Source organism: Pseudomonas siliginis (genome assembly GCF_019145195.1).
Classification (GTDB): domain Bacteria; phylum Pseudomonadota; class Gammaproteobacteria; order Pseudomonadales; family Pseudomonadaceae; genus Aquipseudomonas; species Aquipseudomonas siliginis.
This window is the reverse complement of sequence record NZ_JAHSTW010000003.1, coordinates 237,221-263,342: the sequence shown is the minus strand read 5'-3', so window position 1 is coordinate 263,342 and position 26,122 is coordinate 237,221. Positions and strand designations below refer to the sequence as shown.

The 26,122-nt window shown below is 63.2% G+C and carries 13 protein-coding genes; 9 read left to right on the top strand and 4 right to left on the bottom strand.

Annotated features, from left to right (window positions below; all coding sequences use genetic code 11):
- The first annotated feature begins 228 nt into the window (after window positions 1–228).
- The 4 genes from KVG87_RS08605 to KVG87_RS08590 are packed head-to-tail and all read left to right on the top strand — an operon-like array spanning window position 229 to window position 16,796.
- On the top strand, window positions 229–11,964 hold the full coding sequence (locus KVG87_RS08605) for a BapA/Bap/LapF family large adhesin (RefSeq protein WP_217850220.1): 11,736 nt from the start codon (window positions 229–231) through the stop codon (window positions 11,962–11,964).
- A gap of 43 nt (window positions 11,965–12,007) precedes the next feature.
- Window positions 12,008–13,444: a TolC family outer membrane protein gene (locus KVG87_RS08600; protein ID WP_217850218.1), complete on the top strand. Its 1,437-nt coding sequence runs from the start codon at window positions 12,008–12,010 to the stop codon at window positions 13,442–13,444.
- On the top strand, window positions 13,441–15,603 hold the full coding sequence (locus KVG87_RS08595) for a type I secretion system permease/ATPase (RefSeq protein WP_217850216.1): 2,163 nt from the start codon (window positions 13,441–13,443) through the stop codon (window positions 15,601–15,603). The genes KVG87_RS08600 and KVG87_RS08595 overlap by 4 nt, the downstream gene beginning before the upstream one ends.
- Window positions 15,604–15,608: 5 nt before the next feature.
- Window positions 15,609–16,796 (top strand): HlyD family type I secretion periplasmic adaptor subunit, encoded by a 1,188-nt coding sequence (locus tag KVG87_RS08590; RefSeq protein ID WP_437180894.1) that lies wholly within the window; start codon window positions 15,609–15,611, stop codon window positions 16,794–16,796.
- Here the strand turns inward: KVG87_RS08590 and KVG87_RS08585 are convergent, their stop codons facing one another.
- Window positions 16,797–17,393 (bottom strand): trypsin-like peptidase domain-containing protein, encoded by a 597-nt coding sequence (locus KVG87_RS08585; protein ID WP_143170125.1) that lies wholly within the window; start codon window positions 17,391–17,393, stop codon window positions 16,797–16,799. It lies immediately after the preceding gene.
- Between the two features lie 238 nt (window positions 17,394–17,631).
- Entirely contained in the window at window positions 17,632–19,521 is a 1,890-nt protein-coding gene (locus KVG87_RS08580; RefSeq protein WP_217850214.1) for a sigma-54-dependent Fis family transcriptional regulator, read from the bottom strand.
- A 247-nt stretch (window positions 19,522–19,768) separates the two neighbouring features.
- On the opposite strand from KVG87_RS08580, the gene KVG87_RS08575 reads away from it, so the two are divergent.
- From KVG87_RS08575 to KVG87_RS08555, 5 genes are all read left to right on the top strand, one after another.
- Window positions 19,769–21,592: an NAD(P)/FAD-dependent oxidoreductase gene (locus KVG87_RS08575; protein ID WP_122507437.1), complete on the top strand. Its 1,824-nt coding sequence runs from the start codon at window positions 19,769–19,771 to the stop codon at window positions 21,590–21,592.
- A 114-nt stretch (window positions 21,593–21,706) separates the two neighbouring features.
- Complete coding sequence (locus KVG87_RS08570; protein ID WP_217850212.1) at window positions 21,707–22,711, top strand: NAD(P)-dependent oxidoreductase; 1,005 nt, start codon at window positions 21,707–21,709, stop codon at window positions 22,709–22,711.
- Window positions 22,712–22,797: 86 nt separating this feature from the next.
- A complete protein-coding gene (locus tag KVG87_RS08565; protein WP_122692079.1) occupies window positions 22,798–23,364 on the top strand; it encodes a GNAT family N-acetyltransferase in 567 nt (188 codons plus the stop codon).
- Between the two features lie 84 nt (window positions 23,365–23,448).
- Entirely contained in the window at window positions 23,449–24,354 is a 906-nt protein-coding gene (locus KVG87_RS08560) for a LysR family transcriptional regulator (protein ID WP_217850210.1), read from the top strand.
- A 137-nt stretch (window positions 24,355–24,491) separates the two neighbouring features.
- Window positions 24,492–25,049, top strand: coding sequence for a flavin reductase family protein (locus KVG87_RS08555; protein ID WP_217850208.1), 558 nt, complete (start codon window positions 24,492–24,494; stop codon window positions 25,047–25,049).
- 45 nt (window positions 25,050–25,094) lie between these two features.
- On the opposite strand, the gene KVG87_RS08550 is transcribed toward KVG87_RS08555, so the two are convergent.
- Both KVG87_RS08550 and KVG87_RS08545 read right to left on the bottom strand, forming a co-directional pair.
- Window positions 25,095–25,310: an Atu4866 domain-containing protein gene (locus tag KVG87_RS08550; RefSeq protein WP_056786820.1), complete on the bottom strand. Its 216-nt coding sequence runs from the start codon at window positions 25,308–25,310 to the stop codon at window positions 25,095–25,097.
- Window positions 25,311–25,545: 235 nt separating this feature from the next.
- The gene (locus tag KVG87_RS08545) at window positions 25,546–26,115 is read right to left on the bottom strand and encodes an NAD(P)H-dependent oxidoreductase (RefSeq protein ID WP_122610071.1); all 570 of its coding nucleotides are present in this window, start codon (window positions 26,113–26,115) and stop codon (window positions 25,546–25,548) included.
- Between the last annotated feature and the right edge of the window lie 7 nt (window positions 26,116–26,122).

Genomic DNA, 26,122 nt, shown 5'->3' with positions numbered 1-26,122 from the left:
TTGGATAATGTCGAAACCGACACATTTTGTTGCACCCAAAAACCGCTTGGATCCAACGTCCCGACAAACGGTAACGACCTGAATAGAACAGATTTTCAAATAGATAAACGTGGGCAAATGGCCCATCCATACGCTCGTCAAAAATCAGGCAGCCCCATCCGACACTCCCTATCTATGGTTTTAAAACCACCCGTGGACGTCCGCCCCACCCATTTACAGGGAGTAGTAATGGACAACATCGTCATTGCCGACAAAGCCAATTCTCAGCTCACTGCCCAGAACTGGGGCAATGTTCAGCTCAGTCAGCCTTCAGTTGTACAAATGCCGGTTCGGCCCGATCAATTGGCGTCGACCAGTCGCAGCGGTCAGGATTTGATCGTCAATCTGAAGTCTGGCGAGCAAATCAAAATCTCCAATTTCTTTGTCACCAGCCCTGACGGCGTGCCCAATGACATTGTCTTTCAGGGTGACGACGCGACGCTGTGGCAGGCGCGCTACAGCGCCGAGCCGTTCAATGGCTTTACCTTTGACGAAATCAATTCGCTGGACGAGCTGATCGCTGGCGTCGGAGTGGTGGATGGTGCGACGCCGGCCTGGGCGATTGCCGGGCTTGGCCTGTTGGGCGCGGGTGGTGCGGCAGCCGCTGCCGGCGGAAGTGGGGGCGGCGGAGGTGGTGGTGGTGGTGGTGGCGGTGGCGGTGGAGACGCGACGCCTCCTGCGCCCGCGACCGGATTAACCTTGTCGGCCGATGGCCGGGTGCTGAGTGGTTTTGGCGAAGCTGGCAGTGTCGTTCAGGTACGCGATGCAGCCGGCAACCTTTTGGGTTCCGGTACCGTTGGCGCCGATGGCAGTTTCCAGGTCGACCTGGGTACGCCACAGAACAATGGCCAGCCGCTCGACGTCACGCTCACCGACCCTGCGGGCAACGTTTCGACGCCGGGTACGGTCACTGCGCCGGATACCACCGCGCCCACTGGGCCTGGCAACCTCGCTGTGAGCGCCGATGGCACGCAACTCGGCGGCACCGGTGAAGTCGGCTCGACCATCCAGGTGCGCGCCGCCGATGGCAGCCTGCTCGGCAGCGCCGTGGTTGCGGCCGACGGCACCTTCAGCGTCGCCCTCAGCCCCGCGCAAACCGGCGGTCAGCCGCTGACAGTGAATGCCACCGATGCCGCAGGCAACACCTCGACCGGCGCAACGGTCAGCGCGCCGGAGATCGTCGAACCGACGACGCCAGGCAATCTCGGTTTGAGCAGCGACGGCAGCCAGCTGACCGGCACCGCCCGGGCCGGCACCACGATCGAAGTCCGTGCCGCCAACGGCGAATTGCTCGGGCGTGCGGCGGTGGCTGCTGACGGCACTTTCCTGCTGACGCTGGTTCGTGCGCAGGCCAACGGTGAAACCTTCAGTGTCGTGGCAGTCAACAGCGCCGGTGCGCAATCGCCGGCCATCACCTTCAATGCGCCGGACATCACCGGCCCCGCCGCTGCAACGGATCTGGCGGTGAGCAGCGACGGCCTCTCGGTCACCGGCCGTGGCGAACCCGGCAGCACAGTCAGCGTCACCAATGCCCAAGGCACGCTACTGGGGACAGCTCTGGTCGCCGCCGATGGCTCGTTCACCGTGCAACTCAACGCCGCGCAAATCGATGGTGAGGCGCTGAGCGTGCTGGTCACCGACGCCGCGGGCAACCCTTCGCCAGCAGTGACTATCATCGCGGTTGACCTCGACGGACTGACCCAACCAAGTGACATCGCGGTCAGCATCGATGGCACGCAGTTGAGTGGACGCGGCCAGGTCGGTTCGACCGTGACGGTGCGCGACGCCAACGGCAATCTGCTCGGCACGGCCGTGGTGGCCGCGGACGGCACGTTCAGCCTGCAACTGAGCAGTCCGCAGAACAATGGCGAAACACTGCAGATCAGTGCCAGCGACGCCGCTGGCAACACTTCCGCACCACTGAACTACGTCACGCCTGACACTCAAGGGCCGACGGCCGTCTCCGATCTCGCGCTCGACGCTCAGGGGCAGACGCTCACCGGTAAGGGTGAGTTGGGTGCGTCGGTCACTGTGCGCGATCCGGCCGGCAACATCATCGGCACGGGCACGGTGGATGCCGATGGCAATTTTACCGTTCCACTTTCCACACCACAGACCGATGCGCAACAACTGCAAGTGATCCAGACCGACGCAGATGGCAATCCATCGGCGCCGGTCAACGTAATCGCACCCGATCTGACCACACCGGTAGCCGTGACCGATGTAAGCATTTCCGCCAATGGCGCCATAGTTTCCGGCGCGGGTCAGATCGGCGCCACCGTTACTGTCACTGACACCAACGGGACCGTGCTGGGAACAGCTTTGGTCGGCAGCAACGGCCGGTTCGAAGTCACCCTGTCGTCGCCACAAACCGATGGCCAGAACCTCAGCGTTGTGCAGACCGATGGCTCGCCCACTGGCTCCCCGGCAGTTCCAGTTGAAGCGCCGGATATCCAGGCCCCCACTGCCCCTTCCAATCTGTCGCTGAATGCAGGCGGCACTGAACTGAGCGGCACCGGCGAACCCGGTGCCACCGTGTCGGTCAAGGATTCGGCCGGCAATGTGCTGGGCACCGCGATCGTCGACGGCACCGGCGCCTTCACAGTGCCGCTGAACAGCCCGCAGATCGAAGGCCAACAACTGCAAGTGAGCCAATCGGATGGCGTGAACGTTTCCCCCAACACGCCGCTGACCGCAGTGGACACCACCGCGCCGCTAGCGCCTGACAATGTCGTGCTCGCCAGCAACGGCGTGACGTTGACCGGTACCGGGCAAGCCGGCAGCACCGTAACGGTCAGCGCACCGGACGGCACGGTAATCGGTACGACGGTAGTTGCCAGCGACGGCAGTTTCAGCGTCAACCTGAGCCCGGCTCAGCTCGACGGTCAGGTGTTGAGTGTGGTCCAGACCGATGCGAGCGCCCTGCCCTCGCCGGCCACGCCGGTCACCGCACCGGACATCACCGCCCCGCCTGCACCGACCGGGCTGGTCGTCGATCCTGCAGGGGCCACGGTCACCGGCATCACGCAGCCCAATAACACGGTGCAGGTGCTGGATGCCGACGGCAACGTCATCGGCACTGCGACCGCTGACGGCACGGGCGCCTTCACGGTCGACCTCGATACTGCGCAGACCAATGGCGAAGCCTTGCAAGTCGTGGTGTCGGACGGCGCCAACAGTTCGCTGCCAGGCACCGTTGCCGCGCCGGACAGTACGCCGCCGGCAGCGGTCAGCGATCTCGCGCTCAACCCGGCCGGCACGCAAGTGTCGGGACTTGCCGAACCGGGCACGACGGTCACCGTCAGCATCGCTGGCGGCGGTCTCGTGCTGGGTACCGCAACGGCGGGTGAGGACGGCCGCTTCGTCGTGACCCTCAGTCCACCGGCCGAGCCTGGCGGCAATCTGGAAGTCATCAGCACGGATGGCGGCGGTAATGATTCGCCCGTCGTGCCGCTGGCAGGACTGGACGGTAGCCAGGTCGCGACCCCGACCGATCTGGCCTTGAGTGCCGATGGTTTCACCCTGACCGGCGCCGGAACGCCCGGTTGCACCGTGACGGTGACCAGCAGCAGCGGCACGGTGCTCGGCTCAGGTCTGATCAACAGCTTCGGCCGCTTCACCCTGTTGCTCAGCAGCAAACAGATCAATGCGCAAGTTCTCCAAGTGACGGCCACCAGTCCCGACGGTGACGTGTCGATTCCGGGCACGGTGACGGCGATCGATGGCACGGCGCCGGACGCTGTGACCAATCTGGCGCTGAATAACAACGGCACGACACTCACTGGACGCGGAGAGGCCGGGGCGACGGTCACTGTCACCGACGCCACAGGTACCGTGCTCGGTACTGCACTGGTCGCCAGCAATGGCACGTTCAGCCTGACGCTGACGCCGGCGCAGCTCAATGGCCAGGCGCTTACCGCGATCCAAAGCGACGCCGCCGGCAACCTGTCGCAACCCGCCGGCATCATCGCTACCGATCTGCAACCGCCAGCTGCAGCGACTGGCGTCAGCATCAATGACGTCGGCACCGTGGTCAAAGGCCAGGGCGAAGCCGGCAGCACCGTGACCGTGCGCGATGCCGCCGGCAATGTTCTGGCCACCGGCGTGGTCGATCAGAGCGGCAATTTCCAGGTCACCTTGCCCAACGCGCAGAACACCGGCGAAATCCTGCAGGTCGCCCTGACCGACGCCAACGGCAACACCTCGATTCCCACTGGCGTGGTCACCGTCGACGGCACCCCGCCGGCCGCCGTGCAGAATCCGCTGATCAGCGCCGATGGCAGCACCCTCAGCGGCACGGGTGAAGCTGGCGCGACGGTCAATGTCACCACCGCCAACGGCACCTTGCTCGGCAGTGCCGTGGTTGGCGCAGACGGCGCGTTCAGCGTGACCCTGGCGCCAGCGCCGACCAACGGCGAGGCGTTGGCGATCAGCCAGACCGACCCTGCCGGCAATGTCTCGCCGTCGACCAGCGTCAACGCACCCGACATCAGCCCACCAGCTGCACTGACCCAAGTCGCGGTGAATGCTGACGGCGTCACCGTCACTGGTCATGGCGAACCGGGCGCCACGGTGTCTGTGCGCAGCGCCGACGGCACCTTGCTCGGCACCGCGCAGGTCGGCAGTGGCGGCGCGTTCACTGTCACCCTCAACGCAGCACAACTGAATGCCGAAGTGCTGACCGTCACTCAGGAAGATCCGCCGGGCAACGTTTCGACGGCGGTTGAAGTCATCGCCGCGGATCTGACCTCCCCGGCGATTCCGAGCGCATTGACGCTCAATGCTGCCGGCGTGCAACTGTCGGGCAACGCCGAGGCCGGCAGTACGGTGACCGTACGCGACAGCCAGGGCAATCTTCTCGGGACCACCACGGCGGCCGCAAACGGCACTTTCCAGATTACCCTCAACAGCCCGCAAACCAATGGCCAGGCACTCAACGTGACAGCCACCGACGCGGCGGGCAATCCGTCGGCCCCGGGCATCGTCAACGCCACCGACACCACCGCCCCCTTGGCGACCAGCGATCTGGCGGTGAGCGCCAATGGTGCCACCCTGACCGGCATTGGTGAGGTCGGCGCCAGCGTGGAAGTTCGCGATGCCGGCGGTGCTTTGCTGGGTACTGCGACCGTTGCCAGCAATGGCAATTTCAGCGTCACGTTGTCCCCGGCGGCGGTGGCTGGATCGAATCTTTCCGTGGTGCAGATCGATGCAGCCGGCAACACCGGACCGGCGGCGCCGGTGACCGCGCCGGGCAATCTGGCGGAAAGTGCACCGACAAATCTGGCCCTCAGCGCTGACGGTCTGACCCTCACCGGCTCGGCCACCGCCGGCAGCACCGTGAGCATTCGCAATGCCTCGGGCGTGTTGCTCGGCAGCGCGCTGGTGGCGGCCAACGGCACGTTCAGCGTCACGTTGAATGCCGCGCAACTCAACGGCGAACAGCTGTCTGCCGTGGCGACGTCGAGCACCGGTATCAATTCATCCCCGACCGACTACACCGCTGCCGATATCGCCGCGCCAACGCCGCTCAGCGAGCTGAGCCTGGCACCGAACGGCACGGCTCTGACCGGGCGCGGTGAAGCCGGCGCCACGGTGACCGTGCTCGGCACGGGCGGAGTGGTTCTCGGCAGCGCCGTGGTGGCGGCCAATGGCACGTTCAGCGTCACCCTCAGCCCGGCACAGACCTCTGGTCAGACTTTGAGCCTGAGCCAGGCCGACACCGCCGGCAACGAATCCAACAGCGTCAACCTGATCGCCCCGGACCTGCTCGCGCCCAATGCGCCGGCGGCGCTGGTGGCAAGCACTGACGGCACCTTGCTGTCGGGTACCGGTGAGGCCGGCACCACGGTCAACGTGTACAACGCTGCCGGAGCGCTGGTCGGGACCGGCACCGTGAGCATCGACGGCACGTTTGCGATAACCCTGACTACGCCACAAGCCAACGGTCAGGCGCTGACCGTGTCACTGACGGATGCGGCGGGCAACACCTCGGCAGCCACGCCGTTCACTTCGGTCGACAGCACACCGCCAGCCGCTGTTTCGCAACTGAGCATCGGCGGCGACGGCGCAAGCCTGACCGGGCGCGGCGAACCGGGCGCGCTGGTCCGGGTCATCGACAGCGACGGCAACGTGCTTGGCACCGCCGTGGTCAGCGCGACCGGTACCTTCACCCTGCCACTGAACCCGGCGTTGACCAATGCCGAAGTGATCACCGTGGTTCAGGCCGACGCGGCGGGCAACGACTCGCCGGCAGTGAACCTGACCACGCCGGACTTCACCCCGCCTGATCCACTGGACAACGTCGATATCAACTCGTCCGGCGCGCTGGTCATCGGTACTGGCGAACCCGGCGCGACCGTGACCGTGCGCGATGCCAACGGCACTTTGCTCGGCACAAGTGTGGTACTCGGTGACGGCACCTTCAGCGTCACCCTCAATCCGCCGCAGATCAATGAACAGATCCTCAGCGTGCAACAGGCTGATCCACCCGGCAACGTCAGCGCCCCGGTGACGGTCACCGCCCCGGATCTGACCCCGCCAGCGACGCCGGCCGATCTGCAACTGAATGCCGATGGCGGTCTTCTCACCGGTACCGGCGAAGTCGGCGCCACTGTCCGTGTGACGTCGGCCGATGGCACCGAACTGGGCACCGGCACCGTGGGTAGCGATGGTCGTTTCCAGATCACCGTGACCCCGGTGCAGACCAATGGCCAAGCGCTGTTCGTGGTGTTGGCGGATGCAGCCGGCAATGCCTCGCCTGCCGGCACCCTGACCGCACCGGACAGCACGCCTCCTGCCGCGCTGACGGATGTCGAGATCGACGCCAGCGGCAGCCTGATTACCGGCTCCGGTGCGGCTGGCTCGCAGGTGGTCGTCACCAATGCGCTGGGCACCATCGTCGGCACTGGCACGGTGCAGGCCGACGGCAGTTTCAGCGTGACGCTCGACCAGCCGCTGCTCAATGGTGAAGCCTTGTCGGTGATCCAGCGTGATGCGGCGGGCAACCCTTCGCCGATCGTGCCCGTCACTGCGCCGGACATCACCCTGCCCGCTGCGCCCACCGGCCTCGTTCTCGCGCCCGACGGCGTGACATTGACCGGTACCGGTGAAGCCGGCGCCACGGTGCGCGTGCTCAGTGCGACTGGCACGGTACTGGGCTCGGCAACCGTGACCGGCAATGGCTCGTTCAGCGTGACCCTCAACCCGCCGCAAGTGAACGGTGAGTTGTTGAGCGTCAATCAGACCGATCTGGCATCCAACACATCGCCGACAGCGCCCGTGCAAGCGGGCGATATCACCGATCCACTGGAGGTGGCCGACCTCAACGTCAGCCAGGACGGCTTGACCGTCACCGGTACCGGCGAGCCCGGCGCAACCGTCACCGTGCTTGACGGCGCGGTGGTGCTCGGCACAGCGACGGTGGCGGCAGATGGCAGTTTCAGCGTCACGTTGTCGGCTGCGCAACTCGATGGCCGCGCACTGTCGGTCGTGCAGGCCGACGCACAAACCAACCAGTCCGAGCCCGTTCTGGTCGACGCGCCGGACAGCACTGCACCGATCGCACCAACGGTGACATCGCTGACCGGCGCCGGCACCTTGCTCGCCGGGACCGCCGAAGCCGGCAGCACCGTGACTGTGCTGTCCGCCACCGGCACCGTGCTCGGCACAGCGGTGGCATTGGGCGACGGCACCTATACAGTCACGCTGAATCCGGCTCAGGCCAATGGTCAGTTGTTGTCAGTGATCGCGACGGACGAGGCGCAAAACGCATCGCCAGAGCTGCTCTACCCGGCGGCAGATACCACGGCTCCGGATGCCGTCACCGGTCTGACCATCAGCGGCGATCTGAGCCAGCTCGCCGGTCGTGGCGAAGCCGGCGCGAGTGTCGAAGTGACCGATGCGCTGGGCAATGTTGTCGGCACCGGCACGGTCGCGGCCAACGGCACATTCCTGATCGATCTGGATCCGGGCATCACTGCCGGCCAGGTGCTGACAGTGAATCAAACAGACGTCGCGACTAACGTGTCCGCAGACGCCGACCTGACTGTTCCGGCAGTGCCAGCCCCGGCTGCGCCGGACAATCTTGTGCTGACAGCCGACGGCGTGACGCTGACCGGCACGGCGGCGATCGGCACCACCATCAATGTCTACGCGCCGGACAACAGCCTGATCGGCACCGGCGTGACTGGCCCGGATGGCACGTTCAGCGTGGTGCTGACGCCTGCGCAAACCAACGGCGAAAGCCTCGAAGTCACCGCCAACACTGCGTTGGGGGGTGCCTCGCTGCCGACTGAAATCACCGCAGGTGACACCTCGGCGCCGGCGCCACTCAGCGATCTGGCGGTCAATGCCAACGGCACAGTCGTTACCGGTCGCGGCGAAGTCGGCGCGTCGGTGACTATCACCGGCGCTGGCGGCGTGGTGTTGGGCAATGCGACGGTCGGCGCCAATGGCACCTTCAGCGCACAGCTCAATACGCCGCAGGTCAACGGTCAGGTGCTCAATGCGACTCAGACCGATGCGGCACTCAACACTTCGCCGGGGCTTAACGTAACCGCGCCCGACATCACTCCCCCGGCCGCTCCGACGGCGCTGGTCCTTAGCGGTGCCGGTCTGGTCCTCGGCGGGCTCGGTGAAGCCGGCGCCACCGTCACTGTTCGCGGTGCGGGTGGCACGGTGCTGGGCACGGCGACGGTGGCGGGCAATGGCTCGTTCTCGGTGACCTTGTCCTCCGCACAACTCAACGGCCAGCAGCTGAGCGTCACGCAGAGCGATGCGGCGGGCAACGTTTCGACGGTTACCAATCTCAGCGTCGCCGATACCACCGCGCCGGCGCCGCTGAGCAATGTCAGCCTGAACGGCACCGGACTAGCCGTCAGCGGCACGGGTGAAGCCGGCGCGACCGTCAGCGTGACCAACGCAGCCGGTACCGTCCTCGGCACCGCCGTGGTCAATGCTGGGGGCACCTTCACCGTGCAACTGTCCAGCGCGCAACTGAACGGCCAACAGCTCAACGTCCAACAGGCCGACCCGACGGGCAATCTGTCGCAGGTCTTCAATCTGACGGCCCCTGACGTGCAGGCGCCGATTGCAGCCAGCGGTCTGACGCTCGCTGCCAACGGTCTGACTTTGAGCGGTACGGGCGAAGCCGGTGCGACGGTCAACGTCTACGGCCCGGGCGGCGCGCTGATTGGCACTACCACCGTGGGCAGTGGCGGCACGTTCAGCTTCAACCTGAACACCGCACAACTCGACGGGCAGCTGTTGACCGTGCGTCTGGTCGACCCGGCCGGCAATCTGTCGCCCAACGCCAGCCTGACAGCGCCGGACATTACCGCCCCTGGCGCGCCGACTGGCGTCAGCGTCAATGGCAGCGGCACCGTGCTCACTGGCGTCGGCGTGCCCGGTTCGACCATCAGCGTACTTGGCGCCGGCGGCGTGGTGCTCGGCACCGCCACCGTCGCCGCTAACGGCAGTTTCTCCGTGGCACTGGCCTCGGCGCAGATCAACAGCCAGGTGCTCAGCGTCACCCAGGCCGATCCGAGCGGCAACGTATCGGCTGCGGCGACCGCGACGGCGCCAGACCTGACACCGCCCGCTGCCGCCACGGCGCTGCTGGTCGGCGCCGACGGCCTGACCGTCACCGGTACCGGCGAAGTCGGCGCAACCGTCACCATCAAGTCGGCCAGCGGCGCCGTTCTCGGAACCGGCACGGTCAACAACCTCGGCGTGTTTACCGTCACCCTGAACAGCGCGCAGATCAACGGTGAAAACCTCACCATCAACCTTAGCGACGCACGCGGCAACGTTTCGGTGGCCGCCAACGTCATTGCGCCGGACGTCGACGTCAACGCGCCAGTGATCGCCAGCGATAACCTCGCCGTCGGCACCGTCACGCTGGCCCCGGTCACCGCCTCGCAGACCTTCAACGACTCGTTCACCACGCTGCTGGCCGGATTCTCGAAAACCTTCACTTTCACCGTCGCCGGCGGCACGCGTCTTGATCCGACCCTGACGCTGACCACCAGCAGCCTGATTTCGCTGATCGATGGCGTGGTCTACACCCTGCAAGTGAAGGATGCCAGCGGCAACTGGGTGACTCTGGATGTCAACGGCAGCGGCGGCCTGCTCGACCTGATCGCGCTCGCCGGCCAAGGCGTGCGGGTCGACATCGGTAACCTGCTGTCAGGCGATTATCGACTGACGGTTTCAAGCACCGGTATAGGCGTGCTGACCACGGTCAATACCCAGCTGCAACTGGATGTCAGCAGCCTGACCCAGTTCAACGGCATTGCCGGGCCAGCGGTGACCGGCAACGTCATCACCAACGTCGGCGTCGATGGCACGGCCGATCAGACCGGCCCGGACAACGGCGCGCAGTTGCAGATCTTCAAGAACGGCGCCTGGGTCAGCGCTGGGGCCGGCACCACGGTGCAAGGGTTGTACGGCACGCTGACCATCGACGCCAACGGCAACTACAGCTACAAACCGAACGGCAGTGTCGGCAGCGTCGGCAAAGTCGACGTGTTCAACTATCAACTGGTGCACCCGAACGGCTTGAGCGACACCGCCAATCTGTATGTGCGCATCGACAGCCCGCAAGCCAGCGAAGTGTGGAATGACGCCAATCTCGGCAGCCCGGCACTGGTGGTTGATGCCACAGCGGACATCGCCTCAACCGACGTCACCCTGATCAACCGCGAAGTCACCACCAACTCTGCCCTTGGCACGTTCAATGTGCTGCTGGGCGGCGGCAGCGGTAACTACAACACCGTGGTCGCAGCCGATACCGTCAGTGACCTGACCGTGGTGGTCAATTCGAGCAACCTGTTGGCGCTGCTCGGTTCGATGACGGTGGGCCTGTACAAGCTCAACACCGCCACCAACCAGTACGTGCTGGTCAAGAGTTACGGCGGCAACGCGCTGGTCAATCTCGGCGGCGGCAACTACGGGATCAAGTTCGACGACCAGACCGCCGGCAGTTATCAGGTGCGGGTGGCAGTGGGCGGCCTCGGCCTGCTGACCAGCGTCAACACCAGCCTGATCAACGTCGCGACCTACAACAATCAGTTCGTGGTCGGCAGCTACACGCCGGTATCGGGCAATCTGCTCACCGACACCGCTGGCGGCGGCGCCGATGTGTTGGGCTCGGTCTACACCTTGCTCAGCGTGCTGGTCGCCGGCAGTTACGTTGCGCCGGGTTACAACGGCGTCTCGCTGGTCGGTAACTACGGCACCCTGGTGGTCCAAGCCAACGGCAACTACACCTACACGCTCAAGGCCGGGCTGACCGATGCGGTGATCGGCCAGGAAGACACCTTCACCTACCAACTCACCCACCCCAACGGCACCGTGGATACCGCGACGCTGACCATCGACCTGAACAAGGCCGGCGCATTTGCCAGCACCGCTTTCTCGGCCCTGGCCAGTGATGACCTCGGTCTGGCCCATGCCACTGGCAGCGACTTGATCCAGGGCACCGAGGGCAACGACACCCTCGACGGGTCGCACGGTGGCGCCGTGACCCTGCAAGGTGGCGGTGGCGACGACACGCTGATCATCGCCGATCAGCAATTCACCTCGGTGGACGGCGGCAGCGGCACCGACACCCTGCTCTGGGCCGGTGGTGATGTGTCGATCAACCTCGGCGATCTGCAGAGCAAGATCCACAACGTCGAAATCCTTGACCTCAACCATTCCAGTGCGGTTGCGCTGACACTGAATCTCAGCGATCTGCTGGCGATCACGTCCTCGGACAACAACACCCTGCTGATCAAGGGTGACGACAGGGACAGCGTGCACATGACCGATGGCTGGGTCGCCGATGGCACGCAACAGGCCGACGGCATCGACTATGTTCAATACACGGCGCAGGAGGATCCGAGCCACCACTTGTGGGTACAGAACGGCATTCAAGTGGTTTGAAACAAGACATCGAACGTTGGTCTCTCAACAGTAAGGGAAGTCTGTGGAGTCAGTTTTTCGCCAGAAATGGCCGGTGGTCCTGTTGACCATCGGCCTCTACCCCGCTTTCACCGCCGGCGTTCGCGCCGACGACAATCTCGACAGCAGCTTGCGCAGCATCAGCCCGTCGCAACAGCAACAACCGGCAGGCAATGAAAGCCGTCAGCGCCCTGCCCCTGCTCTGAAAGCGTCCGCCGATGCGGACGCGTTGGGGCTGGAACAAGCGGTCAGGCTCGCCGTGGACTGGCACCCACGCATCGGCGAAGCCATCGGCACCCTGTTCCAGCAAGGCGAAGGGGTCAACGTCGCCGAATCCGGCTATTACCCGCAGGTCACCGGCGGCATCAAGGGTGGCTACACCAGCGGTTACGGCAGCGATGCCGGCAGCCAGTCGGTGAACATTTCCCTCAAGCAGATGCTGTATGACTTCGGCAAGGTTTCCAGTTCGGTCGACGCCGCCCGCGCCCGGGTGGCGCGCAGTCAGGCCGGGATTCTGCTGGCGATCGACGACATCGCCCGCGACACCGCCAGGGCCTACATCGAGGTGCAGCGCTATCAGCGTCTGCTCGAGGTTGCGCGCGAGCAGATTCAGGGCATCGGCGGCATCGTTGATCTGGCCAAACAGCGCAGCGACATGGGCGCCAGCACCCGCTCCGATATGGTTCAGGCGCAGTCCCGGGCCGAAGGCGCGACGGCGACGTTGCAGGAATTCAAGGCGCAATACGCACGCTGGCAAGCGACCCTGACCAGTCTGCTCGGACGGCGCACGCCGCCGGCGGTCAGTGACGCCGCCGCACCGACACTGACTCAGGCCTGTGACGCGTCGAAGATTTCCGACACCCTGCCCGCCGTTCTCCAAGCCGCCGCGCAACGCACCCAGGCCCAGGCCGAGCTGGCCCAGGCCAAAGCCGAGGCCTACCCGACCCTGTCGCTGCAACCGTCGGTCAACCAATACCTGGACGACCACTACGACGATCAGAACTCGCGCGCTGATCGCACCCAGGTGGGGATCTTCCTCAACCTCGAAGTGCCGATCTACCAGGGCGGTGCGATCAGTGCGCGCAGCCGCGCCGCCGGGCATGCGCTGACCGCAGCGGATTCGGCCGAAGACTTCGCCCGTCTGCAAGCGCGCCAGGGTCTGGCCGAAGCCCAGGCGCAAACCTCGGGTCTGAACCGGCGGCTGCGCTCGCTGGAATTTCGCCAGACCAGCATCACCGAGGCGCGCATGTTGTATGGCCGCCAGTACCTGGAACTGGGCACGCGGCCGCTGCTCGACCTGCTCAACGCCGAGCAGGAAATCCATCAGTCGCGCTTCGATCTGGTCAACACCCAGGCTGATCTGCAACGCCTGCAGATCGACTGCTTCTACAACAGCGGTGCGATTCGCCGGGTCTTCGGCATCGACCACAGCGCCATCCAGAATGTCGAGATCCTGCCATGACCGATGCCAGCATCACTGTTCCCGAACCCGCTGCTGCCGAAGCTCGCGAAGATTATTCGCCATGGCTGGAAGCGGTGTTGAAGGTCGCCCGCCACTACCGACTCGACGTCTCGCCGGAAAGCGTGCGCCTGGCCTCGGTGCACAGCGAAGGCCGCGTCGAAGAAGTGGTTCGGCACATGGCGCGTCAGGCCGGTTTGAGCGTGAAATTCGCGGTATTCGACAACAAGAGCCTGAGCCGCTGGCGCACGCCGCTGGTGGTGCAACTGCGCGACGGCCAGGTCGGCGTGCTCGAAAGCATCGGCGAAACCGGCGAGCTGGGCATCTGCTTCAGTGGCGATCAAGGTTTGCAGAGTCGCATGGAGGCTGGCGCGCTCGCCGAGCAGGCATTGCGCACGGTGATTCTGCGTCCGACGCAACCGGTGGCCGACGTGCGCACCAACGATTACATCAAGCCCTACGACGAGCACTGGTTCCGGCGCATCGTCCTCACCGATCTGCGGCCTTACAGCCAAGTGATGATCGCCTCGCTGGTGGCCAACCTGCTGGGCATGGCCGGGGTACTGTTTTCCATGCAGGTGTACGACCGGGTGATTCCGGCCGAGTCGCTGCCGACCCTGTACGTGTTGTTCGGTGGGGTGATGCTGGCGCTGCTGTTCGATTTCGTCATGCGCATTCTGCGTCTGCGCATCACCGATGTGCTGGGCAAACGCGCCGACTTGCGCGTCTCCGATCTGGTCTTTGGCCACGCCTTGCGCCTGCGCAATTCCGCGCGGCCGAAGTCCAGCGGTTCGTTCATTTCGCAGTTGCGCGAGCTGGAGCAGATCCGCGATCTGATCACCTCCAGCACTGCCACGGCACTGGCGGACATGCCGTTTTTCCTGCTGTTCCTGCTGGTGTTCTATTTGATCGGCGGGCCACTGGTGCTGATTCCACTGGTGGCGCTGGTGTTCATGTTGCTGCCCGGGATCATCGCGCAACCGCGTCTGGCGCGACTGGCCAATGCCTCGATGCGTGAAGCGGCGCTGCGCAACGCCATGCTGGTGGAAAGTATTCAGGGCCTCGACGACATCAAGGCATTGCAGGCCGAGCAGCGTTTCCAGCAACAATGGAACCAGTACAACGCCGCCTCGGCGGACAGCAGCCTGCGCCTGCGCACCCTGACCAACAGCCTGGTGGCGTGGACGCAGAACGTGCAAGGCGGAGTGTTCGCGGTGGTCATTGTGTTCGGCGCGCCAATGGTGATCGCCGGCGACCTGACCACCGGCAGCCTGGTCGCGGCGTCGATTCTGTCGTCGCGGATGATGGGGCCGATGGCGCAACTGACCCACGTGCTCACCCGATGGCAGCAGGCCAAGGTCGCGCTCGAAGGCTTGAACCGGATCATGCAGATGCCGGTGGATCATCCCGAAGGCAGTCAGCGCGTGCACCTGCCGGCGATTCGCGGCGACTACCACATGCGTCAGGCCAGTTTTCGCTACAGCGAGGAATCGACCCCGGCGCTCAACAACATCGACCTGAGCATTCGGCCCGGCGAGCGCATCGCCCTGCTCGGCCGCAACGGTGCTGGCAAGTCGACGTTGCTGCAAGCACTGGGCGGCGCGATGGATCTGAGCAGCGGTGAAACCACTCTGGACGGCATCGCCCTGGCGCATCTGGATCCGGCCGATCTGCGCCGCGACGTCGGCCTGCTGTCGCAACAGGCGCGACTGTTTCATGGCACCTTGCGCGACAACATCACCCTCGGTGCCGGTCAGGCCAGCGATCAGGAAATCATCGCCGCGCTGACCGTCACCGGTGCCCTGGACTTTGTTCGGCAGCTGCCCAAAGGCATGGATCACCTGGTGCTTGAGGGCGGCCTGGGTTTGTCCGGAGGTCAGCGTCAAAGCCTGTTGCTGTCGCGCTTGTTGATCCGCCAGCCACAAGTGCTGCTGCTCGACGAACCGACAGCCGCGCTCGATGACGTCACCGAGCGGCTGCTGCTGGAAAAACTCGCGACCTGGACCCAGGGCCGAACGCTGGTGGTCGCCACGCACCGGGTCAGTGTGTTGCAACTGGTCGAGCGGATCATCGTGCTCGACAACGGACGGATCGTCATCGATGACCATCGCGACGCGGCATTGGCGCGGCTGCGCGCACCGGGCAAAGGAGTGGCGGTATGAAGCCGATGATGACCGACGTGCCGGACCCGATGTCCTACCTCGACGGCCGCGATGAGCGCGCCCTTGCCGGTGGCGCAAAGGTGATCTGGGGGTGCGCGCTGATGCTCGCCTGCTTCATTGCCTGGGCGGCGTGGTTCGAGATCGTCGAGGTCTCGACCGGTACCGGTAAAGTGGTGCCCAGCTCGCGCGAACAGGTGATTCAGTCGATGGAGGGCGGCATTCTCGAGCAGCTCAATGTCAGCGAAGGTGCTTTGGTCGAGCGCGGGCAGATCCTCGCGCAACTAGACCCGGTGAAGAACCAGTCCAACGTAGGCGAAAGCGCGGCCAAGTACCGCGCGGCGCTGGCCAGCGTCGACCGCTTGCAGGCCGAAGTCAGCGAAAAGCCCTTGACCTTCGACGCATCGCTGCAGGAATTTCCCGATCTGATCCGCGCCGAAACCGAGCTCTATCAGACCCGGCGCAAAGGTCTGGCGGAAACCCTCGACGGTATTCAGAGCTCGCTGAAACTGGTGCGCAGCGAACTGGCGATCACTGAAAACCTGGCGAAGATCGGCGCCTCGAGTCGGGTCGAAGTGCTGCGCCTGACCCGTCAGCGCTCGGAGCTGGAATTGAAGGCCACCGAAGCCCGCTCCGATTACATGGTCCGCGCCCGCGAAGACCTGGCCAAGGCCAACGCCGAAGCGCAGATGCTCGAAGCGGTGATCCGTGGGCGCACCGATTCACTGTCGCGTCTGACCCTGCGCTCGCCGGTGCGCGGCATCGTCAAGGACATCGAGGTCAGCACGATTGGCGGCGTCATTGCGCCCAACGGCCAGGTCATGCAGATCGTACCGCTCGATGAACAACTGCTGATCGAGACGCGTATCTCGCCGCGCGACATCGCCTTCATTCACCCGGGCCAGGCGGCGAAAGTGAAAATCACCGCCTATGACTATTCGATCTACGGCAGCCTCGACGGCGAAGTGGTGACGATCTCGCCGGACACCATCCAGGACGAAGCCAAGCCGGAAATCTTCTATTACCGCGTGTTCATCCGTACCGTTTCGGATGAACTGCGCAACAAGGCCGGCAAACGCTTCGCCATCGTGCCCGGGATGATCGCCACGGTGGACATCCGTACCGGCGAAAAAACCGTGCTCGACTACCTGATCAAACCACTCAACCGCGCCCGCGAAGCGTTGCGCGAACGCTGATCAGCGGCTGGCCAGTTTGGTCGCTGGTGGCGCTGTGGGGGTGATGCTGGCCTGATAGCGCGACCACTCGCGATTGATCTCCGCGTACGGCAGGAAAATGCTCACGCGCGGTTGATCGAGCAGGTCCTTGCGCTTGAGGCGGCTGACATCATCACGGGTGAGAAACGCCACGTTGATGCCAACCACTTTGCCATCGGCAGAAAACACCGGCCCGCCGGACATGCCTTTGGCCAGTGCGCCATTATGGGTGCCATAAAGCACGTTGCCCTCTTTGACGTCGAGGCGAACCATCGCCGGCAGCGCCTGGCCGGTGCCCTTGACCGACATGTACAGCGAATTGAACCCCACCGAAGTCAGCTCCTCGCCCGGCTTGTAGCCGCGCCACGCCGGCACGCTATTGGCCTTGTGGCGGAAGAACTGCACGTCTGCCTGCCCTTGGAAAACCGTGCCCGACAAGTAAGGAATGTGCTTCACCGTTACGGCGAAGTCTTCGTTCCATTGCACAGCCGAACCCATCAGCAGGTAAGGCAAAGGCGCGCCGGAGTGGACGACAAAGGCTTGGTCTAAAACAGGATCCTGAACAAAAGCGACTGGCATTCCATTGCACCCGCTGAGCAGCAACGACGCTGCAACAAGTGACTTGAGGGGGCGCATTTTCGGTACATCTTGAAGTGAGGAAAGGTGCTGCAATATGTCATTGCGCCATCACTTTAAGCAATAGGCTCAGCCTACCGCTTGTCGGCGTGCGATATAGTGAGTTAATGATTGGATCCAAGCAATTTCCCGGCAATGCACGCAATCAACAGCGAATTAACGCAAATGATCGCGATTGTCTTCAACCAGGTCGGGTGATCCCATGCTGACGAAGCTTGCGGTACAGCGTATTGCGGCTGATCCCCAGACGACGGGCAACTCGCGCGACATGCCAGTGTTCAGCTTCGATCATGCTGAGCAGAGTTTGCCGTTCGGATACGCCCAGTGGATCGTCAACAGGTTGGTCGTCACTTGCGGGCAGTAACTCGTGCACGTCCTCCAGCGTGACCCGGCCTTCCACTGCCAACGCCACCAACGTACGCAAACAGGTGCGCAGTTGCCGGACGTTGCCCGGCCAAGGCTGCGCCAGCAAGCGCTCTCGAACTCCCGCTTGCAGCCGCACAGTGGCGCCCGCCGCTTCTTCGCGCAGCAGGAGGTCGAGCAGACGGCCCTTGTCGGAACGCTCGCGCAGCGGCGGCAGTTCCACGGCGAAACCGCCAATGCGATAGAACAGGTCCTCGCGCAGGCGTCCGTCGGCCACGCAGGCTGGCAGATTCTGGTGACTGGCGCTGATCAGGCGTACATCAAGCGGTCGCGGCGTTGCGCTGCCCAGCGGCACAACCTGGCGCTCTTCGAGCACCCGCAGCAGACGGGTCTGTAGCGCGAGGGGCATGTCGCCGATTTCGTCGAGAAACAGAATGCCGCCATGGGCTTGCTCAAGCTTGCCGACCATGCCGTCCTTGCGCGCGCCGGTGAAGCTGCCGCCGCGATAGCCGAACAGCTCGCTTTCAATCAGCGTCTCGGGGATCGCCGCGCAGTTGATCGCGACAAACGGCTGGCCGGCGCGGGAGCTGGCGCGATGCAGCGCTGCCGCAAAAGCCTCCTTGCCGGTGCCGGTTTCACCCTGCAGAAACACCGGCACGTCACGCTCCAGTACACGCAACGCGCGAGCGAATCCGCGTTGCAGGCGCGGGTCTTCCAGGCACACGCGCTCATCCTTGATTGGCGGGACAGGCGCAAGGGTCAACGGCGCGGAGCGGATCGGTTCGCGCAACTGGCCGTAGAACAAGCGCCCGTCGGCCAGGCGCATCGGCCAGCAGACGTGCGCCTGAGCACTGGCCTGTTCGAGCAACTGCTCCATCGGCGTTTCCAGCAGCATCGTCAACGACTGCCCGACCATCTGCTCGCGGCTCAGGCCCAACAGATCCAGCGCCGCCGCATTCACCGAACAGATCCGCGCACTCTCGTCGAAGCTGAGCAGGCCTTCACCCAGCAGCCCGACAAACCCGGCGTCGGGATGAAACCGCAGCAAATAGCGCTGCGGATCGTGGCCAAGGAAAAAACAGCTCTCGATCAACCTGGCCGACAGATTGGTCAGCGCCATGGCCTTGAAGCGTTGCTCAAGGCTGCTTTCCTCGCGCACGGAGGACAGGTTGAGCACCGCGAGCAACTCACCGCTGGCGTCGAATATCGGGCTGGCCGAACAGGTCAGGCCGACGTGCTGGCCACGGAAATGCTCGTCGCGGCGAATGGTCACGTGCTGGCGCTCGACCAGGCAGGTGCCGACGCCGTTGGTGCCCTCGTGCTCCTCGCTCCAGACCGAGCCGAGCCACAGCCCGGAGCGCTGGAACTCGCCGCGTTCGGCTTCGTTGAACACGCTGTCGATCGCCACGCCGCGCGCATCGGTGAGCAGCACGACATTGCCGTCACGTCCCAGTTGCTGGTGCAGGCTGTTCATCTGCCAGTGCGCAACGGAAATGATGTGTTCCAGCGGCGCACGGTGTTCGCGCAAACGCGCCTGTTCGAGCACATCCGGCGCGCGGCGGCTGGCCGGATCGAGCTGGTATTGATCCAGGCAACGCCGCCACGAACGGGTGATCGCCAGGTCTGCCGCCGCGCTGTGGCTGGCAACAGAGCCCTGCACGGCTTGCAGTACCTGGCGCGCGTGGGCGTTGATCGAGGCCGGTTTCATTGTTGTTGTTCTCCGCTTCGGTGAAGACACGGGTGTGTCCGCAGCTTAGATGAAAAGCTCGTTGCGGGGGAATTTCGCGCCGAGTGACACAGTGTCATCCGCGAATCTCGAATTTGTGACATGTCGCCTGTGCCAAAGCCTTGTCGGCCTTTGCATCAAACGCTCTGGCCCGCGTCTTTCAAGGAGATGGCCCAAGCCTTGCTCTGATGCCATGGCTTACCAAAACAACAAGATCGGGAGTGGCCCCATGAACATCGCTATTGAAACCCCTTTGCAATCGCCAACAGCGCAACTCGCCGCTTGGGTCGAACGCCTCGGCGGACGTCTGGCGCAACGAGATGTGGACGGCACGCTGGAGCTGTTTGCCGAAGAATGCCACTGGCGTGACTTGCTGCTGTTCAGCTGGAACCTCGTCACCCTGGAAGGCAAACCGGCGATTCGCGACATGCTCGAAACACGCCTTGAGCAGACCCGGCCCGAACGCTGGCAACTCGAAGGTGAAGCCACGCTTAGCGATGGCGTGCTTGAAGGCTGGATGAGCCTGGAAACCGACTCGGCGCGCGGCAAAGGCTACGTGCGCCTGAAGGACGGTCTGTGCTGGACGCTGCTGACCACCATGCGCGAACTCAAAGGCTTCGAAGAACCCAGCGGCCGCCGCCGGCCGATGGGCGCGAGCCACGGCCATGCCCACGCTGACAAGCGCAACTGGCTGGAGCGCCGCCGCGATGAAGAAGCGGCGCTGGGCATCACCACGCAACCGTACTGCCTGATCGTCGGCGGCGGTCAGGGCGGGCTCGGCCTCGGCGCAAGGCTCAAACGCATGGGCGTACCGACGCTGATCATCGACAAAGCCGAACGCCCCGGCGATCAATGGCGCGGCCGCTACAAGTCGCTGTGCCTGCACGACCCGGTCTGGTACGACCACATGCCCTACCTGCCCTTCCCCGACCACTGGCCGGTGTTCACCCCGAAAGACCAGATCGGCGACTGGCTGGAGATGTACACCAAGGTCATGGAACTCAACTATTGGCCGCGCACTGAGTGCCTCGGCGCTACGTTTGACGAAGAGACTGGCCGCTGGACCGTGGAGGTCCTGCGCAACGGCGAGCCCGTCACCCTGCAACCGACGCAACTGATCCTCGCCACCGGCATGTCTGGCGTACCGAATGTGCCGGTGTATCCAGGCGCCGAAAACTTCCAGGGCCAGCAACATCACTCCAGCCGTCACCCCGGCGGCGATGCGTGGAAAGGCAAGCGCGCAGTGGTCATCGGCGCGAACAATTCAGCCCACGACATCTGCGCCGATCTGGTGGAAAACGGCACCGAGGTGACCATGGTGCAACGTTCGAGCACGCACATCGTGCGTTCGGACAGCCTGATGGAACTGGTTTTCGGCGGGCTTTATTCCGAAGAGGCGCTCGAGTCGGGGCTGACCACGGACAAGGCCGACCTGCTGTTCGCCTCGATTCCGTACAAGGTCATGCCACAGTTTCATCGGCCGATCTTCGACGCGATCAAGGAGCGCGACAAGGACTTCTATGAACGCCTGAGCCGGGCGGGTTTCATGCTCGATTTCGGCGATGACGAATCGGGTTTGTTCATGAAATACGTACGCCGTGGCTCGGGTTACTACATCGACGTCGGCGCCTCGGAACTGATCGCCAACGGCACGATCAAGCTCAAGAGCGCGCCGGGCCTCGGTGTCGAACGCATCGAAGCGGATGCGGTGGTGCTCACCGATGGCAGCCGCTTGCCGGCCGATCTCATCGTTTATGCGACAGGTTATGGCTCGATGAACGGCTGGGCCGCGAAGCTGATTTCCCAGCAAGTCGCCGACAAGGTCGGGCGCTGCTGGGGCCTGGGTTCCGGCACCACCAACGACCCCGGCCCGTATGAAGGTGAACTGCGCAACATGTGGAAGCCGACCCAGCAGCAAAACCTCTGGTTCCACGGCGGCAACCTGCATCAGTCACGGCACTATTCGCTGTATTTGGCGTTGCAGTTGAAAGCCCGTTTCGAAGGCCTCGACACCGATGTTTATCGCCTTGCAGAGCGCCATCATCTGGGCTGATTCCTCAAGTGGTCGTTCGTCGGTGCGCAGACCAAGCGCACCGGCGAACTGGAAAGTGCGTGCTAGGGTGTCTAGCCCAAGCACGTTTCAATCCAGGAAAAATGAGGAGGATTCATGCCACTTCATCCCATTCTGTTCATGGGCGGCTCCGGCGCCATCGGCCACCAGACAGCCCGCGCATTGCGCGCGGCGCATCCCGACGTCCCCTTGCTGATCGGCGGACGCGACCTCGCCAAGGCTGAGCAAACCGCCGAGCAAATCGGCAATGCCCAGGGTGTGGTCATCGATGCTCGCGCAGAAAATCTGGGACTGGGTGATCGCCCGATCAGCGCCATCGCCCTGTTCTACATGGACCACGCCCTCGCCGGGCTGCGCTTTGCGCAAAAGCGCAAGGTGCCGCACCTGAGCATCTCTTCCGGCGTATTCGAAATCGCCCCGCAGATCGCCAGTTTCATCCACTCGCCCGACGCGTCTCCCATTGTCCTCGGCTACGAATGGATGGTCGGCGCCACCACGGTAGCGACGCTGCACATCGCCAAGGCATTCGCCCGCGTGCACGACATCCGCATTCATGCGCTGGTCGACGAACAGGACGGCGGCGGCCCGACCGTAGCCGTCGATTTCGAGCACCTGAACAAAATGCTGCCCGCCGCGCTGACCCGCCGCGACGGCAAATTCATCTGGCGTGAAGGCGACGACGCCAAGGTCAGCTTCCGCGCCGTCGACGGCACAATCATGCAGGGCGCCGGCTTTTCCTCCATCGACGTCACCGGCCTGGCCGCCGCCACCGACGCCCCGAACGTCGAGTTCAACCTCGCCAGCGGTATTAGCTCGACCCGGCGTCAGGGTCAGCCGATGTCGACGGAAATACTCATGGAACTCGAAGGCACGGATCACGATGGCCAGCCATTGCGCACCCGCCACGCCGTGGTTCACCGCGAAGGCGCAGCGGCGTTGACCGGGCTCAGTGTGGCCATGTTGCTGGAGCGGCTGGTTGGGCTGGATGGGCAAGCGCAGGTAAAGCCGGGGCTGTATTTTCCGTATCAATTGCTGGAGGCGCAGGTGTTTTTGCAGCGGTTGAAGGAGGACGGAGGGGAGCTGATCGAACTAGTTGAGTGAGACCGCGCACAGGTCGCTCGACACTTGAACTGCTCGTTTGAGAGAGTACCGGTCCTGCCCGCCACTGCTCGCAAGGATTGATTGCCATGGATTGCATCCCCACGCTTTACACCCGCCGCTTGATCCTCACGCCGCTGCAACTGAGTGATGCAGCGGCGGTGCAACAATTGTTTCCGCAATGGGAGGTCGTGCGCTATCTCGACAGCCGCGTTCCGTGGCCGTATCCGGACGACGGCGCGCTTGTTTACGTCCGCGATGTCGCGCTGCCCGCGATGGCTGCCGCAAAGGAATGGCACTGGATGATCCGCACCCGCGTTCAGCCCGAGAGCTGCATCGGCAGTATCAGCCTGTTTGATCAACCGGGTAACCATCGAGGCTTCTGGCTCGCCCCTCAGTTTCAGGGCAACGGCTACATGCGCGAGGCCTGCAAGGTGATCAATGCCTACTGGTTCGATACGTTGATGCGCCCATTGATGCAGGTGCCCAAGGCCGCCGCCAACCACGCCTCGCGCAAGATTTCCGAAGATGAAGGCATGCGGATGGTTGAAACGCGGGACGGCCAGTTTGTGTCGGGGCCGATGCCGGTGGAGGTGTGGGAGATCACGCGCAGCGAATGGCTTGCCGAAGAAACAAACCGGTCAATTGATTGTTAGAGCCGATCAAGTGCTCAATCTTGCGTATATGCTGCTGTCTGCAAAATCAGGACAAGTACTCCCCAAACGTTCGAGACAGTAGAAATGATCTCCGATCCAGGAACACCAACGCTTGATCAACTGAAAGTATTTCTGACGGTTGTAGAAGTGGGCAGTTTTGCCGCTGCGGCCAGAAAACTGCATCGCGCGACATCGGTGGTGAGTTACTCCATTTCCAATCTGGAGATGCAGCTCGGGGTTTCACTGTTTGACCGCAAAACCACGCGCAAACCGCAACTGACGGAGGCAGGTCGAACCGTCCTGGCTGAAGCACGCACTATTACCAACGGCGTAAATGGGCTGCGCGCAAAAGTCTCCGGTTTGCTGCATGGGCTTGAAGCAGAAGTTCACCTCGCGCTCGATGTAATGCTCCCTGCCGAGCGAGTAGTCGATGCGTTGAGGACCTTTAGGGAAGAATTTCCCACAGTCACTCTGCACTTGCACATGGAAGCCTTGGGGGCAGTGACCCAACTGGTGATGGAGAAGAAAGCTGGAGTCGGCATCAGCGGTCCGCTGGACATTGGCCTGGACGGCATCGAGCGCATCGGCGTGGGCAGTGTTCAATTGATACCGGTCGCAGCGCCTGCACACCCGCTTGCAACCGAGTGTTCCAAATCCCCTGGCGCTGCCAGAGAGTTTGTTCAATTGGTGCTATCGGATCGTTCAACGCTTACGGGTGACAGGGACTTTGCCGTTGTGAGTACTCGCACTTGGCGACTGGCGGATCTGGGCGCCAAACACATGCTTCTCAAAGAGGGCATCGGATGGGGGAATATGCCGGTGCCCATGGTTCAGTCTGACCTGGACGAAGGACGCCTGGTCGAACTGGATATGCCCGACTGTAAAGGCGGCACCTACGCCTTCGATGCGATTTATCGAACCGACTCGCCGCCCGGTCCGGCTGGGCAGTGGCTGATCAAGCGGTTCGGCGAACAGCTCTTGCCGACGTAAGCAATTCAGGGAAAAGAGCAAAAATCCGACAGCCTGAGCAAGGCTGCCGGAGAGATGCATGTCAAAAAGCAGGAAAGTTGAATTGTCGAAAGCGACTGACAACAACTGTTTATCCTCTTTTGATCCACGGAGGCGCCATGACCGCATTTCGAAAATCCGACTTCCCTTTGAGCGAGGTTCGCCAGCATCTGGAAACTGGCCCCATCGTCCTGGTGACCTCCGCCTGGCAAGGTGAAACCAACATAATGACCATGGGTTGGCACATGATGATGCAGTTCTCCCCCGCCCTGTTTGGCTGCTACATCTGGAGTGCAAACCACAGCTACGAGCTGATCCACAACAGCCAGCAGTGCGTCATCAACGTGCCCACCGTCGAATTGGTGGACGAGGTTGTTGCCGTCGGCAACAGCAGCGGTGGCGCCATCGACAAGTTTGCCCAATTTGACCTCACAGCCGCCCCCGCAGAACGGGTAAAGGCCCCGTTGATCAAAGAGTGCTACGCCAATTTCGAGTGCAAGCTGTTCGACTCCAATCTTATCGGCGAGTACGGTCTGTTCGTGTGGGAAGTGGTCAAGGCGCATGTGGCTACGTCGGTGAAAAACCCCAAAACCCTGCATTACCGCGGGCAGGGGAAATTTATGGTGGCGGGCGAAACCCTGGATTTGCGCGATCAATTCCGCCCACAGAATCCGTAATACGACACCAATAAAAAAGCCGGAATGTTCATTCCGGCTTATGCGTCAGCGCTCCGGATATAACACCATGCCCGCGTGGTACAGCACGTTATCTCGAAACTCTCCGTCTGCGGTAAAGCCAGTATCGTCCACATACTCGATGTGGTCGCCTTCCAGCCAGTAGCGCCCTTGATAAGCGCTTTTTTGCCGACCGCGAGCCTCGTCATATCGCCCTCCTGGCAGCAACTCATGGCGAATATGACCGTCGGCTGTCACCCACATGCCAACGTACTTGCCCTGATCGCCGGCTGAATTTGCCGTGGCGTGTTCTTGCGCATCAGGGGCTACGCGAATTTCGACATCGGACATTTTAGAACTCCTGTTTTCAGATCAGAGTTTCCTGCCGTTCAGCAGGACTTGAAGCAAGAGTAAAAAGTCGCGGCGCGGTGCCGTTATGCAATTCCTGCACAGGTTTTGCCCAATGCTCCAGGCGCTCGCAGAACGTCTAAGCGACGGACTACGCGAACTTCTGCAAAGGAGAGAAGGCCCGCGCATCTTTCAGCGCCCGTGCCCACCAGGCCAGCTGGATCAACAACTGCGCCATCGAAACCCGTGCTTGCGCAAAGTGCTCCAGTCCGAAGCCTTGTTCGAGACGCTCGGCAATCTCAGCGAACTTCACATAGCCACCAACAGGCATGGCCTGCAGCTTCAACAACTCGCATCCAAGCTCGTCGACCTCATCCTCCCCGCCGGTCGTGGTGCCATAACCAACAAATGAACAAGGTCGTCCCTGGAGGTGTTCAGGCCAGCGCGCCATCAAGACTTTCAATCCATGCTGGTAACCAAGGTGACGTGCGGGCACCAAGACGATATAGGCATCTGCTGCCGCTAGCGCTCTCAAGCACACTCGACGACCGGGTTGTTCCGAAAAATCGTCTATAAATCTCAGGTCAAACGGCTCTACCACGCTCAACGCAAATTCGCTGCGGTCTTGCACCACGGCGGTAATCCATTGCACCAACGCCGTGTCTACGCCGTTGGACTGGTTGCTGTTATGGATCAGTACTAATTGCAGTGTGTGAGTCATTTCAGCC